Source organism: Spiroplasma ixodetis, assembly GCF_040369795.1.
GTDB classification, from domain to species: domain Bacteria; phylum Bacillota_I; class Bacilli_A; order Mycoplasmatales; family VBWQ01; genus Spiroplasma_E; species Spiroplasma_E ixodetis_B.
On the sequence record NZ_AP028955.1, the window covers coordinates 14,147 to 30,295 of the forward strand.

Genomic DNA, 16,149 nt, shown 5'->3' on the forward strand with positions numbered 1-16,149 from the left:
TATAACAAATTTTATAAAAAATTGTTAGGATAAATATAGGTGATTTAAATGAAACATAAATCTTTTTATAGAAAGTACCGACCAAATTCTTTTTCAGAAATAATTAGTCAGGATAATATTGTGACAATATTAAAAAATTCTATTTTAAATAATAGTTTTAATCATGCTTATTTATTTTCAGGCTCAAAAGGCACAGGAAAAACATCAACGGCTAAAATATTCGCTAAAGCAATTAATTGTCAAAATAACATTGACGGAGATGCATGTAATACTTGTGAAAATTGTATAAACATTAGTTCAAATAATTGTATTGATATTTTAGAAATTGATGGTGCTTCCAATAATGGTGTTGATGAAATAAGAAGTATTAGGGATAATATTAACTTATTACCGATGAATTTTAAATATAAAGTTTATATTATTGATGAAGTTCACATGTTAACAACTTCTGCTTTTAACGCATTATTAAAAACCTTAGAAGAACCACCGCAACATATTATTTTTATTTTAGCAACAACAGAACCATATAAAGTAATTCCAACTATAATTTCTCGTTGTTTATGATTTGAATTTAAAAAAATTAATATAAATGAAACTAAAAAACATTTTATTGATGTTTTAACAAAAGAAAAAATTAATTTTGAGGTTGAAGCAGTAGAGGAATTAGCAATATTGAGCGAAGGTTCTTTGCGTGATGGTTTAAATTATTTAGAAAAAACATTTAATTATGGTAATAATATAACACTTAAAAATGTTGAAAAAATATTTTTTGTTTTATCAACAAAAAATAAAATATTATTTTTAATTAATATATTTAATTGTAATATTGAGCAAGTAATAAAACAATTAATATTATTTGATGAATATACTATTCAATATAAAAAAAATATTATTGATTTTATTTACATTCTTGAAGAAATATTAATTTATGCTATTACTAAAAAAACAGAATTACTTAAAATGATAAATATTCAACAAGTAAATATTTTTTCTGAAGTAGTAAAATCTGATTTACTTTTAATTTTGAATTCATTTAATGAAATTTTAATTCAAGAAGATGTTGATGATTTAAAACCAATATTAATACTAAAAATATTAAATTTAATTAAAAATTTTGATAATAAATATTCATTAAATTATTTAGAAAAAGCAAAAATATATATTATGAATATAGAAAATAAAAGTATAAATTTAAATAGTAAAGATGAAATAACAAAAAATTTAAAAAAAAGCGAAATAGATAAAAATAATGAAGAATTAACTTCAATTTTAGTAAAAGAAGAAAATACTAATATTAAAGAAAAAGAAATTTTTGATGTACCAACTGTGAAAAATTTAAAAAATGATGAGATAATTGATAAAGCCATTAATTTAATTTTACAAGCTGATAAAAATATTAGAAAAGAAGTTAGTGAAAAGTGAAAAAATATTTCTAAATTTATTAATGATAATAAATTTAGAAACATAACTAAAGTTTATATAAATACTATTATTGCGGCAGCATCTACTAATGGCATTATTATTATTACCAAAAACATTATTCAATCTGATTTAATAAATCAAAGTTTTTTAAGTAAAGAACATAGAGAATTTTTAAATATTTTATTAGAAAATGAATATATGATTTATGCCCTTGATAAAAATCAATGACAGGAAACAAGAAAAAAATATCAAGAGTTACTAACAAAAAAAATATTACCAAAACCAGTAGATATTGTAATATCAAAACCTGTAATTGAGTCATTTACCAACGTAGATAGAGATCCGACTTTAAATTTTATTAAAAAAATATTTACTGAAATTGAAGAAATATAAAAATATGAGGTGAAAAAAATATGGATATGAAAAGAATGTTAGCACAAGCACAAGTAATTCAAGGAAAGTTAACAAAATTTAAAAAAGAAGAATTTACTTTTTCTGATATTGATGGTTTGGTTAAAATTATTATAACAGGTGGACGTAAACTAGTTTCAATTAATATTGAAGGGTTATTAAAAGAAGCGGAGAATGATTATTCAAGTATTAATGATATGTTACAAACAGAACTAAATAAAGCATTAAAAAAAATAGATGAAAAAGAAAAAAATATTGCTGGTAATTTTTAGAAGAGTTTAGTAATTTTAGCATAGAAAGAGGTAGAAAAATGTTATTTATTACCTTTGAAGGGCCAGAAGGTGCAGGTAAAACTACAGTTTTAAAAATGATTAAAGAACAATTAAAACAAGATGGTTTTGATGTTATTATTACGAGAGAACCAGGTGGTAGCGAAATTTCTGAACAGATAAGACAAGTTATTTTAAATAAAGAAAATACATTAATGGACCCATGAACAGAAGTTTCGCTTTATATTGCAGCTAGAAGACAACATTTAATTGAAAAAATTCTGCCAAATAAAAACAGTAATAAAATCATTATTTCTGATCGTTTTTCTGACTCAACTTTAGCATATCAGGGTTATGCTAGAAATTTAGATATTGATAAAATAAATCTTATTCAAAAACTTATTTTTGAAGATCATCAACCTGATTTGACAGTTTTATTTGATATTAAACCAGAAACAGGTTTACAACGAATTTTATTAAGAAAAGGTGAAAAATTAAATAGATTAGATGAAGAAACATTAGAATTTCATCAAAAAGTATATAATGGTTATAAAAAAATTGCTATTAGTAATCCAAATCGCGTTCATACAATAAATGCTAATTTATCAGAAAAAAAAGTTTTTAATAGTGTTTATGAACTAATCATAAATTTAGTTGAAGAAAAAGGTTTTAAAGAAAAAAAAATTAAAATTAGAGGATCTAATGAAGGAAAATAATGTAATTTTATTTGAAAATGAAGAATCAGAAAATTTTTCTATTTTTGCAATGGAAAATATTCCACAGGTAATTTTACTGTATTCGAAAAATAAAATATTAAATATAAATGTTAGTAATAAGTTAATAAAAAAAATTATTTGTAAAAATAATAATCAATTAAAAAAATGTACTGAAGAAAATATGTGTCAAAATTGTTTTAAAATTAAAACTAATAGTTATTTTGATTTTAAAAAATTTGATTTTAGTAAAAATAATATTATGAATAAAAATATTGTTTTAGAAATTATTAATGATTTTTCTAAAACTAATTTAGAAAAAGATACTAATAAAATTTATTTAATAAATCAAATTGAATTTTCTTCAATTTCAGCTTTAAATGTTATGCTTAAAACTTTAGAAGAATTATCTAAAAATATTTATGTAATTTTTACTACCACTAATATTAATCAAATACTCCCTACTATTAAATCTCGTTGTCAATTGATAAATTGTTCAAAAGAAAATGATATATTTGTTAGTAACAATTATGATGATGAACAATTATTAATATTAAAAATATTTTCAAATACTATTTTTTTGACAAATGAAAGTAGTAAACTTAAATTAAAAAAATATATCGAAATTATTAAACAATTTATTATTAATGATATTGATAAAAAAGTTAATAATCAACTTTTGAATAAAAAAATAGTTAGTTTAAAAGAAGAAATTATTTATTTTTTTAGATTTTTTAATTTAGTAGTTTTTAATAAATTAACTTTTCTTTTATTTAAAAAGTATGATTTTAATAATTTTTTTATTGAAAGTTTAGTTAATTTATGAAAAAATAGTAATTTAAAAAATATAGCCTATATTTTAGAACAAATTTCATTTACAATTGCCAAATTAAAATTTAATGTTAACTTAAATTTATTAATAAATTCTTTTCTTATTAATGTAAGTGATAATTAAATTATGGGAAGTACAAAAAAAATTTTAATTTTAAATCAAGATGATAAAAAAATTAAACTTATTCAAAGAAAAGATATGTTTTGTGTTTCTTTAGATACTATTTTATTAAGTAATTTTATTAAAATAAAACCTAGTACTAAAACAATAATTGATTTTGGAACTAATAATGCTGTTATTCCAATAATTTTATCGGCAAAATTTCAAGGAAAAGTAATTGGTATTGAAATTCAAGAGCCGGCTGTTGAACTTGCTTTAGAAAATATAAAACTTAATGATTTAGAAAAAAGAATTGTCATTGTTCATGAAGACATAAAAATTTATGCTCAAAGAGAAAAAGAAAAATTTGATTTAATTGTATGCAATCCACCTTTTTTTCCTTTATGAGATAAAAGCAAAGTAAAAGCACAACCTTTAAAAATTCCAGCAAGACATGAAGTGTATATTAATTTAGAGGAGATTATTGCTAGTGCAAGTAAATTATTAAAAGGCAAAGGGCGATTGGTTATGATAAATAGTGTAGAAAGAATAAATGAAACATTAGTTTTATTAAAAAAATATCAAATTACACCTAAAAAATTACAAATAGTTTATCCTAAAATTAATCAGGCTGCCAATGTTTTTTTAATTGAAGCAGGATTTTTAGCGAAAGAAGGAATGATTGTTTTGCCACCATTGATTTGTCATAATGAAAATAATACTTATATTGATGAAATAGCAAAGTGATATAAATAATCTTAATATAAGTGTAAGGTTAGGTGTTTAAAATGAATATTAATTGATTAAATAAACTTAATAAAAAAATAACTTACTTATTAGCTGTATCAGGTGGTCCAGATAGTATGTTTTTATTAGATAATTTAGTACGTAATGAGTTTAAAATTATTGTTTGTCATGTTAATTATCATAAACGTTGAAGTAGTAATGTTGATGAGCAAATTGTTCGAGAATATTGTACAAATAATAAAATAACTTTAGAAGTAAAAAATATTAAAGAAGAGGAATACAATAAAAAACAAAATTTTCAAAGTCAAGCACGTGTACTTAGATATGATTTTTTTAATGAAATTGCTCAAAAATATCAAGTTTATAATCTTGTTGTAGCACATCATATTTACGATTTACTTGAAACATATATTATTCAAAAACAACGCAAGGCAATAGTTTCTTATTATGGATTAAAATTTAAAACAACATATAAATCTTTATCGGTTTATCGTCCAATGTTAGAATTAAAAAAAGAAGATATTATTGACTATTTAACTTTGTATCATATTAAATATGGATTTGATGAAACAAATGAATTAATTATTTATGAAAGAAATCGAATTAGACAACAACAAATTAATAAACTTACTGATTTTGATATTAATTTAATGTTAAGTGAAATTAAAGAATTAAATAGTGAACAAGAATTACTGAAAGATGAACTTGAAGTAATTTATAATACTATTATTAATGATGATGTGCTTGCTATTAATGAGTTTAAAAAATATGAATTTAAATTACAACAAATGATTATCTATGAATTTTTAAGCCAATATGACGAAGAATTAGTTTTATCTTTAAAAAAGGCTAAAATTAAAGAAATAGTTAGAGTTTTAACTAAATCTAGTAAACCAAATATTACTATTTGTATTTCTGAAAATACTTGAGTTATTAAAGAATATAATTTTGCATATATTAGTGAAAAAAATGAACCAAAACAATTTAGTTATAAAATTTCTAAAATAAATAACTATAATTTTAAGGAAATTACTATTTCTAAAACTGAACCAACAGGTGGTGAATTTCAAGTTTTATATATTAATAAATCAGATTTTCCATTAACAATTAGAACTAATAATGGTGAAGAAGAAATTGAGACACCATTTGGTACAAAAAAAATTAATCGTTTATTTATTGATAATAAAATTCCATATCGTGAACGTCTTATATGACCAGTAATCATAAATTCAAGTGGAAAAGTAGTGGCAATTCCAAAATTATCAGTAAATAAAAACAATATTAGTGAGAAACCTAATTTGTATGTGCTAAAATATTATGGTATTATTTAAGAAAATAAATTAGAAATTAAAAGTAGGTGAAAAAATAATGAAAACGCGAATTAAAATTAATTGAATGATTGTTGCGCTATTCGTTGCTTTTTTAGTATTTGTCGGAATTTTATTGTGATATTTTTTAAGAGGTAATGCTTTAATTTTAGATCAATTTCAATTAGAAACACTACTTAGAGATGGCAAACTCCCTGGCAATAGTAGTGACACTGTTAGTAAAATTGATGGAGTACAAGTTCATTTTTTTGATCATACTACTTATATTACAGGTTTTTTAGGAATTAATGGTAAGGTAAAACGATTTGAAGCGACAGTTTCTGGAACTGCTACAGGCGGTTTTTATCATGATGTTATTGAAAAATTATTCAGAAAAGATAAAGATGGTAAAGGCTTTGATATTAATTCCAAAATTATTAGTGAATTAGTTCCCTTTTGAAAAACATTTTTAATTAGTATGTTTCCAATATTAGTATTAGTTGGTGGTTCATTTTGATTATTTTCTAAAATGAATAAAATAGGTGCCGGTGGTGGCATGAGTCCTTTTTCAATGGGAAAAAGTCGTGCTAAGATTAGAACATCAGATACTAGATTTACTGATGTTGCTGGTATTAAAGAAGAAAAATTTGAATTAGAAGAAGTTGTTCATTTTTTAAAGTTTCCACAAAAATATGCACAAATGGGAGCAAGAGTGCCAAAAGGAGTTCTTCTTGTAGGACCGCCTGGTACTGGTAAGACTTTATTAGCAAAAGCAGTTGCTGGTGAAGCAGGTGTTCCTTTCTTTTCAATTTCTGGTTCTGAATTTGAAGAAGTTTTTGTTGGAGTTGGAGCTTCAAGAATTAGAGAAATGTTTACTACTGCTAAAAAAAGTGCTCCTTGTATTATTTTTATTGATGAAATTGATGCAGTAGGAAGAAAACGTGCCTCAGCTTCAACTGCAAATAATGAACAAACTTTAAACCAATTATTAGTTGAAATGGATGGATTTGAAACTAACTTGGGAGTTATTATTATGGCTGCTACTAACCGTGCTGATGTACTTGATGAAGCGTTATTACGTCCAGGTAGATTTGATCGTCAAATTTCTTTAAGTTGACCTGATATTAAAGAACGTGAAGCAATTTTACGATTACATGCTCGTAATAAAAATATTTCGCCAAAAGTTAATTTTCAAAGAATAGCAGAGAGAACGCCAGGATTTAGTGGTGCACAATTAGAAAATGTATTAAATGAAGCAACGTTGTTAGCTGTTCGTCATAATAAAACAGTTATTGGTTTAGTAGAAATTGATGAAGCTATTGATAGAGTTGTTGGTGGACCTGCTAAAACTTCAAGAGTAATTACTGATATGGATAAAAAAATAGTATCATATCACGAAGCTGGACATGCTCTTATTGGTTTAAAACTAGAATATGCTTCTAAAGTTCAAAAAGTTACAATAATACCACGTGGACAAGCAGGTGGATATACTATTATGACTCCTAAAGAAGATACTATGTTTTATTCAAAAGTACATTTAAGAGCAACTATTACTGGTTATTTAGGTGGTCGCGCTTCAGAAGAAATTATGTTTGGTAATGCAAATATTACTACTGGTGCTCATGATGATTTAGAAAAAGCAACAAATATTGCCAGAAAAATGATAACTGAATATGGAATGTCATCTGAATTAGGATTAGTTCAATTTGAAAATCCACGTAACGAGTATTCACCTTTTGCAGCAAATAAGTTTTCTGATGATATTGCATCTAAAATTGATGGAGAAATTAAAAAATTATTAGATGTTTGTTATATTGAAGCAGTAGCGACAATTAAAAAACATAAAGATACATTAGAATTAATTGCTAAGTCATTAATGACTTTAGAAACAATTACTGCTGAACAAATAGAATATATTGATAAATATAATAAATTACCAATCGAAGTAATAGAAATGCAAAAAGAAATGCAAAAAAATAGTAAAAATCCTTCCAAAGAGGATAATGAATCAAATGATAAAAAGGAAGATAATAATTCAGGGACTGATGATGAAACAATATCAGTTGTTCCTAAGAAGAAATAATTAAATTATTATAATAAAAAAACAAAACTTACTATTTTAATATTTTCGATAATGTGTAAGTTTTGTTTTATTTTCTTTTTTTATTTGGTAAATATAATATCAAAAGTAATAAGGAGAAAAAAATGTTGGAAAAACATGAATTAGTAGAAAAAATATTATTAAGTACTGATGTAATTAATAATAAAATTATTGAACTTGCAAAATCAGTTAATAGTTATTATAAAGATAATAAAGAGCCCATTATTTTAGTAGGGATATTAAGAGGATGTTTACCTTTTTTATCACAATTTATGTTAAACCTTAAGATTGATTGTTTGGTTGATTTTATGTATGTAGAGTCATATTTAGGAAAAACAAAGGCGGTAAATAAACCAAAAATAAGAATGGATGTTATTAATAATGTTAAGGGTCGTGATTTATTAATTGTTGAAGATATTATTGATTCAGGTAATTCGTTATTTAAAATTCGTGATCATTTACAAGAACTTGGAGCAAAATCGGTAAAAATAATTACTCTATTAGATAAGAAATCTAAAAGAGTTGCTAAAATTGAAGCTGATTGATATGGCTTTGAAGTTTCTGATCATTTTTTAGTGGGATATGGTCTTGATTATGATGAAAAATTGAGAAACTTACCTTATGTCGGGATTGCTAATCTTAATAAAATTGCAATTTTAGAAAAACGTAAAAAAAGTAGTTAAGTAAATAAGTTTATAATTTAATAATAATATTAAAATTTTTATTTTTTAATATAGTTCAAATATAATTAGCATTATTTTATTATGATAAAATTATAATATTAGCAGTTTTTAAGTTGTATAAGAATATTGGAGTTATAATGAGCAATCTTTTTGTTAATGTTTTAAGACGAATCAAGAAAAGATTATTACAATATTTAGGTATTATAATACTATTAGTTATTGTAATTTCTACTCTTTCTGCACTTTATAGTACAGCATCAAGAGTTGAATCAGGTTTTTATACAGTATTAAACAATAGTGGTAAATATGACTATCGTATTAATTTACAATTATTAAATAATTATAAAGATACTGCTACTGCAACATCAAGAATCCAAACAATTATCAAAAAACAATTTAAAGATCATCCACAAGAATGAGAAATTGATAAACAGATAGATGAAATTAAAGAAAATAATCTTAGAAATAATAGTTTTCCTATCCTTCCTTCGGGAACAGATATTAATAAAGATTTTGAAAATTATTTGTTAAATTGAGGATTAAGTTATCAATGAATATTATTTAATGATATTTTAGAAAACGAAGTTAAAAATGATGAAATTTATAATTTACAACATTATGAACTTGCTAAATCATTTTTTAAAAATTTTGATTATGAAAACGTTAGTTCTCTTAAAAAAAATTATTATTCATTAGAAAATGGATTTTATACTTCAGAAAAAAGCGAATCTTTTGATTTTGCTCCAAAAAAAAATAATATTAATGAAGTTTATATTTCCGAAGGTATTAAGCCTATTAATCCATTAGAAATAGTAATCAATCCTGAATTTGCACGTATTAATAATATTAAATTAAATGATTATATAACAGTTATTGATAAAGTTGAAAAGTTAAAAGTTGTTGGCTTTGGTTATGCTTATTGGGGAATTACTGGTAGTCGTACTGCAATAAATCCTAATCCGAAATCTAAAAATACAAGTCCTGTTTATATTTCAAATCAATGGTTTAATAATTTAATAAAATATTCTACATTTAGAACTAATTTAAATAATATATTTTTATTAAAAGTTAACAATAACGATAACTATTTTATTAGTAAGTTAGAAGAACTTTTAATTAAAACTTTTAGTTTTAGTTTTGGTTCAATTATTAGTAGTGATAGCGAGGATATTCGATCAGGACAAATTCTAGAGAGTTTTAAAATGAAAAATATAATATTTACAACAATTACTCTTGTAGTATTATTAGTTATTATTTTTATCATTATGTCATATGTTAGAAAAGAAATTGATTTACAAAAACCACAGATAGGATTATTAAAAGCCCTTGGTTATAGTAATTTTCAAATTGCTATTAGTTTTGTAATTTTAATATTTTTGATAACATTAACTTCTAGTATTATTGGTTTAGGTATTGGTATAGGGTTACAAATATGATTTAATTCGTTAAATAACATTGTTTTTTTTATGCCATTACCAATACTATTTTTTAGTTGGATAGTGTTTATTGTAAGTTTAATAATTATTCCTATTATTTTTATAGTAATTAGTTATATGCAATCGGAAACAAAATTACGCGTTAGTCCATCATTATTAATTTATGATAGACCAAGTAATTCAAGTTCTAAACTAATTTCAGTTTTAAAATATCCCTTTCACTATTGACCATTTAAACAACGTTTGCCAATTGCTTTCACTCTAAAATCGGTTGGAAAACTATTTTTAGTATTTTTTACTTTTATTTTTGTTAGTTTTTTATTACTATTTCAAAGTTCAGCTACTGATTTATTTGATAATAAAATAAATAATTTATATCGATATTACAATAAAGATGTTAAATGAAATATATCAACTTCATCAATGTATACATATAGTAATGATTCTGATTTAAAAATTGATAAGCATGTTTTTGATTGATTTTCAGAAAAAGATATTGCGAAAGATAAAGAAACTGGTACTAATAAATATCATCAATTAATAGCTGATGATTTTCATATTGATAATGATAATAAAGCTAAAAAAATTGAAAGTATTATTAATAATAACTTTAAAAATTATTTTATGAATAGTGAAGAAATTAATATCCTTTATCAAAAAACTAAGACCAAATCTGATTGTGAAGATTTTATTAATCCAAAAAAGATAATACCTGAACCATTAATGGAAATTATTTGTCAAAATATTCATCAAATATTTAATTATATTTCAACAAATACAAGTGTTAATCCAGAAATAAACCCGTTGCCTGGTATTAGTTTAGGTTTAAATATTTATAATAATAATTATTATCCAACTGTTGAAATAAATTTAAGACCTCCTAATGAATGAAAAGAACATAATCAAGTTCGCATGCTCGCAAAAAAAAATAAAGCAACAGGACTTTATAATGATCCATTTCAAGATTTAGTTTGAAAAAATTGATTTAACTTGAAAGAAGCAAAAAATCGTGATATTAATCCTATTTTTAATAATTCTCATAATTTACAAGCACAAAAAGTTACTTATACTGATAATCAAAGACAAAATATAACAACTACAGCTTATATTTTACGAGCAGTTATTTTAAAAACATTATCAATTTTAAATGATTATAAAATTGATGATCACTTTTTAATGTTAACAAGTTGATATAATTATACAATTCCAGTAATTTATCAAGTTAAAGGAATTATTGAAAATAATTTAGACAATTCGAATGTTTATATTAATCTTGATGATTTGCGAACATCTATTGGATTAATAAAACCTTCCCCGTCAGAAGATCCAAAACCAATATCAGATTCTTTTAATCATTGATTATCTAAAGAGAGCAATATTTTTCCATTAAATTATATAAATATTTTGCAGCCATCTGCAGAATATACTAAAGAACAAATATTAGCAAAAAATTTAGAACCTATTAATAAAATACCTTTTATTAATGATTTAGTTAAAAGATTATTAGTTGAAATATTTGATGGAATTAGAACAATTATAAATATTACAAAAATTTTAATATTATTTGCTGTAGCTTTTGTATTGGTAATTATCGTTAATATGATTTTAGATAATAATTTATTAATTATTGCAATGATGAAATCTTTGGATTATCGTGTAAATGAAATTAACAGATTGATTATTGGCTCCTATATTATTACTTTATTCGTTGCTTTTATTTTAGGTACTATTATTTCTTATGCTGTGTGGAATATTATTACTTTAATTATTGCAACTAAAGCAGGCGTTTTTTTTAATGTGGCTGCTAATCTAGTTACAATTTTATCTTGCTTTGGAACGGTATTTTTAATAATGGTTATTGGCTATGCTGTTGGGTTATATTTAATTAAATACAAACCAGTAACAACTTTATTACAAGAAAGTTAAAATATTTTTTAAGCATTTCTATATAAATAAGGTAAAGTAATTGATAAAATGAGTGTGTTATTTATAAAAGCATGGAATTAAAAAGGAGAAATGATTATGAAAAAAGATAATAAGAAAATTAAAAAAGATGATAAAAACATCGGAAGTAAACAAGTAACTAAAACTAAGTTAGAATCTAGTTTTACAAAGAAGTCAGTATCTAAAAATGAAGGTGCAATACCACCAGTAACCCATAAATCTCATGATAAACCAGAATCAAAGGAAGAAATAGAAGTTAATAAAGCCAAATTGCAAGCTTTTAAAGATAATCAAAAAGCAATTAAAAAATTAACAAAAACTCATTCAAAAGAAATTTTAGCAGGTAAAATTATATCAATGACTAATAATACTCCTGATACTCAAACTAATGTTATTGAATTATTTGATGTTAAAAAATCTTACTTAACTGGAGACTTAGAATATGAAGTATTAAAAGAAGTTAATTTAAAAATTAAATTAGGTGATTTTGTTGTTATCTTAGGACCATCGGGAAGTGGTAAGACAACATTATTAAATATTATTTCGGGATTGGATAAAGCTAATACTGGTGATGTTTTTGTGGTGGGATACAATTTATCTTTATTAAAAGATAGTCATTTAACTAAATTTAGACGAGATAATGTTGGTTTTATTTTTCAACAATACAATTTATTAACTAACTTAACTGCTCGTGAAAATGCTGAAGTTGGCGAAAACCTTGCTAAAAGTAAAAATATGAGTATTGATGATATTTTTCAAGTTATTGAAATGGATGAACATATGAATAAATTTCCAAGTCAATTATCAGGTGGACAACAACAAAGAGTATCGATTGGTAGAGCACTAGCAAAAAATCCGACAATTTTATTTTGTGATGAGCCAACAGGAGCACTTGATGAGGAAATGGGGCGTAAGGTATTAGAGATTTTATTGGATGTTAATCGAGAATATAAAACATCAATTATTATGGTTACTCATAATCCTAACTTCCAATATGTTGCAAATACTGTTATTAATGTTAAAAATGGTAAAATTATTAGTGTAAATAATAATGAAAAACCAATGAAACCAAGTGAAATAAATTGAAGTTAATATTATTAATTAAATAAACTAACAAATTGTTAATAGAAAAAATATCATAATAAAGGAGTAAAAAAATGATATTTTTTGAAAACCCTAGATTAAAAATTAGATATTGAGAAGATAATGATTTAGATGAACTTGTTTTATTAAATTCTGATAAATATGTCATGAAATATTTTCCTAGTACATTATCAAAAGATGATACATAAAAATATTTTTCGAAAATTAAAAATAATTTAAATAATAATGGATTTGATTTTTATGCTGTTGAATTTAAAAAAGACAATAAATTTATTGGCTTTATTGGCTTTAGCGAAGTTGATTTTATTGATGATTTTAGACCATGCATTGAAATTGGTTGGTGTTTTAAAAAAAGTGTTTGAGGTCAAGGAATAGCAACATAAGCAGCTAAAGAATGTTTAAAATATGCAAAAAAAATTTAAAATTGACTGAAATTTATAGTTTTACTAGTATATTAAATATTAAATCAGAAAATGTAATGAAACGAATAGGTATGAAAAAAATAAAAGAATTTTATCATCCAAAAATAAATAAAAGTAATATTTTAGCAAAACATGTTTTATACAAAATTAATATTTAGAAGGTAAATTGTCTCTAATTTTTATAGATATCTATTAGTAGAAATATTTAAATTGAATTTTAACCCTTATTATAAATATAAGGGCTTTATTATAAAATTTAAAATTAATTGTTGACAGTAGAATTTGGTATTGAAAATTGATATCATTATGTATAAACCTAAACAATCTTATTTAATTTAATTTTTTTATTTTAAATACTTATTTTAAATACAAAGGATGAAAAAAATGAAAGAAACTAAAATTGAAATTAATGGACGTATTTTGACAGAGCAAGAAGCATTAAGATATCAAAAAATACAAGATTTATATAAACAAAATTATGATATTTATGCGCGTAATTGAGAAAGAAATTATAATTGTGAAACTTTAAATATTGAATTTAGAAATAAAAATAAAGAAGAGTTAGCAAAATTTGTTGCTAATTTACCTAATGATCAAATTAAAATGGCGGGTAGATTAATGACAAAAAGAGAAATGGGAAAGGGTTCAATTTTTGCTCATTTGCAAGATCAAACAGGTAAATTTCAAATTTATTTAAAACCAGAATATATTAATCAAAAAAAATTTGAATGATTTGCAGAATATGCAGATTTAGGAGATTTTTTTGGTATTAAAGGTAAGGCTATGAAAACCAATAAAGGAGAACTAACAGTTCAAATCTATGATATTGTAATGTTATCAAAAGCACTTAGACCTTTACCAGATAAATTTCATGGTTTAACAGATATTGAAGAACGTTATCGACGAAGATATGTAGATTTAATTATGAATCAAGAAACTAAAAAGACATTTTTACAACGTACACAAATTATTAATGAATTAAGAAGTTTTTTAAATAATAAAGGTTATTTAGAAGTTGAAACACCTATTTTACAAGAAGTATATGGCGGTGCCGCTGCTAAACCTTTTATCACTCATCATAATACATTAAAAACAGATTTATATTTACGTATTGCTACTGAATTACATTTAAAAAGATTAATAGTTGGTGGTTTTGAAAAAGTTTATGAAATTGGTAGATTATTTCGTAATGAAGGTATGAGTAAAAAACATAATCCAGAATTTACAACTATTGAAATTTATGTTGCCTATCAAGATATGAAATATATGATGGATTTAACAGAGTCTTGTATAAAAAATTTAATTAATACAGTGCATAATAAATTAATATTAGAATATGATGAAAATATATTAAATTTTGAAAAATCATGAACAAAAATTAGTATGATTGATTCAATTAAAAAAGCTATGATTAAAGATGAAGGGTTTACTAAAATTTTCCAAGAAATTAGTGATATGATTTTAAAATATCATAATATTGAAGATGATAATATTAGAAATATTGAAAAAAATAAAACATTTAAACTTATATTAAAACTTGCAAAAAGTTATAAACTTCATATTCCAGATCATTATAATAGTAATGGTCATATTATTAATTTATTTTTTGAATCTTTTGTTGAAGAAACTTTAATTCAACCTACTTTTATTTTTGATTATCCAATTGAAATTTCACCACTTGCTAAATTAAATAAAAATAGTAAAGAGTTTACTGATCGTTTTGAATTATTTATTGCTGGTAGAGAATATGCAAATGCTTATTCGGAACTAAATGATTCTTTGCAACAATATAATCGTTTTGAAGAGCAAGTAAAAGAAAAAAATAGCGGTAATGATGAAGCAGCAACTATGGATTTAGACTTTGTTGAAGCATTGGAGTATGGTATGCCACCAACAGGTGGATTGGGAATTGGTATTGATCGTTTGGTCATGTTAATAACTGGCAAAAATAGTATTAAAGATGTATTATTATTTCCGCATATGAAACCTAGAACTGAAAAATAATTTTTGTGATAAATTTTTATTATATAAACATATAATAGTAATTTATCTTTTTTCAAAAAAAAGATAAATTAATTAGTTATAATCAAGATAGTTCTTTAGAATAAGGAGCTTTTTATTGTTATTAACACAAAAGATTGAAAAATATAAGTTTTCAAACCCATTGTTTTATTTAAAAACAATTGGTTTTTTTATTTTATAAATAAAATTCAGGAGAATAATATTTATGCCTTGATTTAATGAATTAATAAAAAAATTTAGAAATTATCCTTTAACTGATGAAAATTTAGACAAAGTTGTTGAAACTTTTAATGATTTTTTTAAAGAATACAATGAAAAAGATAACTTTTTTTCTAATTCAGAAGATACTGATTTTGAAAACCCAAGTACATCAGCACCATTAACTCAATTAAAAGAAAATAAAAAAACTGATTTAGATAAATTAATTAGACAATTAGATTATTTTTTAATAGAACTTGATAGTAAAATTAAATAACAAAATGAAGAATTATTATTCTTGGAGAAAAATAAAACATTAATTGAACAAAATAAAATTAATAAGGGTAGTAAAAATAGTACTGAGTTTACTGAAATTACAGATTATTTTAATCTTTTTATTTTTTTAAGTGAAACAATAATTAATGATATTATTTTTTTA

The 16,149-nt window shown here is 23.0% G+C and carries 12 protein-coding genes and 1 pseudogene; all 13 read left to right on the top strand.

The annotated features are described in order from the left end of the window. Positions 1–48: 48 nt before the first annotated feature. The 13 genes and pseudogenes from dnaX (at position 49) to ABWV63_RS00155 (ending at position 15,987) form a co-directional block, all read left to right on the top strand. Positions 49–1,815 carry a DNA polymerase III subunit gamma/tau gene (gene dnaX / locus ABWV63_RS00095; protein WP_353306318.1) on the top strand — a complete coding sequence of 589 codons (1,767 nt, stop codon included), beginning with the start codon at positions 49–51 and terminating at the stop codon, positions 1,813–1,815. 20 nt (positions 1,816–1,835) lie between these two features. Continuing rightward, a complete protein-coding gene (locus ABWV63_RS00100) occupies positions 1,836–2,105 on the top strand; it encodes a YbaB/EbfC family nucleoid-associated protein (RefSeq protein WP_353306319.1) in 270 nt (89 codons plus the stop codon). A gap of 38 nt (positions 2,106–2,143) precedes the next feature. Next, positions 2,144–2,818 (top strand): dTMP kinase, encoded by a 675-nt coding sequence (gene tmk / locus ABWV63_RS00105; RefSeq protein WP_353306320.1) that lies wholly within the window; start codon positions 2,144–2,146, stop codon positions 2,816–2,818. Next, a complete protein-coding gene (locus ABWV63_RS00110; RefSeq protein WP_353306321.1) occupies positions 2,805–3,770 on the top strand; it encodes a hypothetical protein in 966 nt (321 codons plus the stop codon). The genes tmk and ABWV63_RS00110 overlap by 14 nt, the downstream gene beginning before the upstream one ends. Before the next feature lie 3 nt (positions 3,771–3,773). Further along, positions 3,774–4,502 carry a methyltransferase gene (locus tag ABWV63_RS00115; protein ID WP_353306322.1) on the top strand — a complete coding sequence of 243 codons (729 nt, stop codon included), beginning with the start codon at positions 3,774–3,776 and terminating at the stop codon, positions 4,500–4,502. Positions 4,503–4,534: 32 nt separating this feature from the next. After that, entirely contained in the window at positions 4,535–5,824 is a 1,290-nt protein-coding gene (gene tilS, locus ABWV63_RS00120; RefSeq protein ID WP_353306323.1) for a tRNA lysidine(34) synthetase TilS, read from the top strand. A gap of 433 nt (positions 5,825–6,257) precedes the next feature. Next, positions 6,258–7,883: pseudogene (ftsH, locus tag ABWV63_RS00125) on the top strand (ATP-dependent zinc metalloprotease FtsH); the annotation flags it as partial. A gap of 125 nt (positions 7,884–8,008) precedes the next feature. Beyond that, positions 8,009–8,584, top strand: a complete 576-nt coding sequence (gene hpt / locus ABWV63_RS00130) for a hypoxanthine phosphoribosyltransferase (RefSeq protein WP_353306324.1) — start codon at positions 8,009–8,011, stop codon at positions 8,582–8,584. Between the two features lie 137 nt (positions 8,585–8,721). Further along, positions 8,722–11,946 carry an ABC transporter permease gene (locus ABWV63_RS00135; RefSeq protein ID WP_353306325.1) on the top strand — a complete coding sequence of 1,075 codons (3,225 nt, stop codon included), beginning with the start codon at positions 8,722–8,724 and terminating at the stop codon, positions 11,944–11,946. A gap of 96 nt (positions 11,947–12,042) precedes the next feature. Continuing rightward, complete coding sequence (locus ABWV63_RS00140; protein WP_353306326.1) at positions 12,043–13,056, top strand: ABC transporter ATP-binding protein; 1,014 nt, start codon at positions 12,043–12,045, stop codon at positions 13,054–13,056. 65 nt (positions 13,057–13,121) lie between these two features. After that, positions 13,122–13,256, top strand: a complete 135-nt coding sequence (locus ABWV63_RS00145; protein ID WP_353306327.1) for a hypothetical protein — start codon at positions 13,122–13,124, stop codon at positions 13,254–13,256. A 618-nt stretch (positions 13,257–13,874) separates the two neighbouring features. Continuing rightward, on the top strand, positions 13,875–15,494 hold the full coding sequence (gene lysS / locus ABWV63_RS00150; RefSeq protein ID WP_353306328.1) for a lysine--tRNA ligase: 1,620 nt from the start codon (positions 13,875–13,877) through the stop codon (positions 15,492–15,494). Between the two features lie 223 nt (positions 15,495–15,717). Further along, on the top strand, positions 15,718–15,987 hold the full coding sequence (locus tag ABWV63_RS00155) for a hypothetical protein (RefSeq protein WP_353306329.1): 270 nt from the start codon (positions 15,718–15,720) through the stop codon (positions 15,985–15,987). Positions 15,988–16,149: the final 162 nt, after the last annotated feature.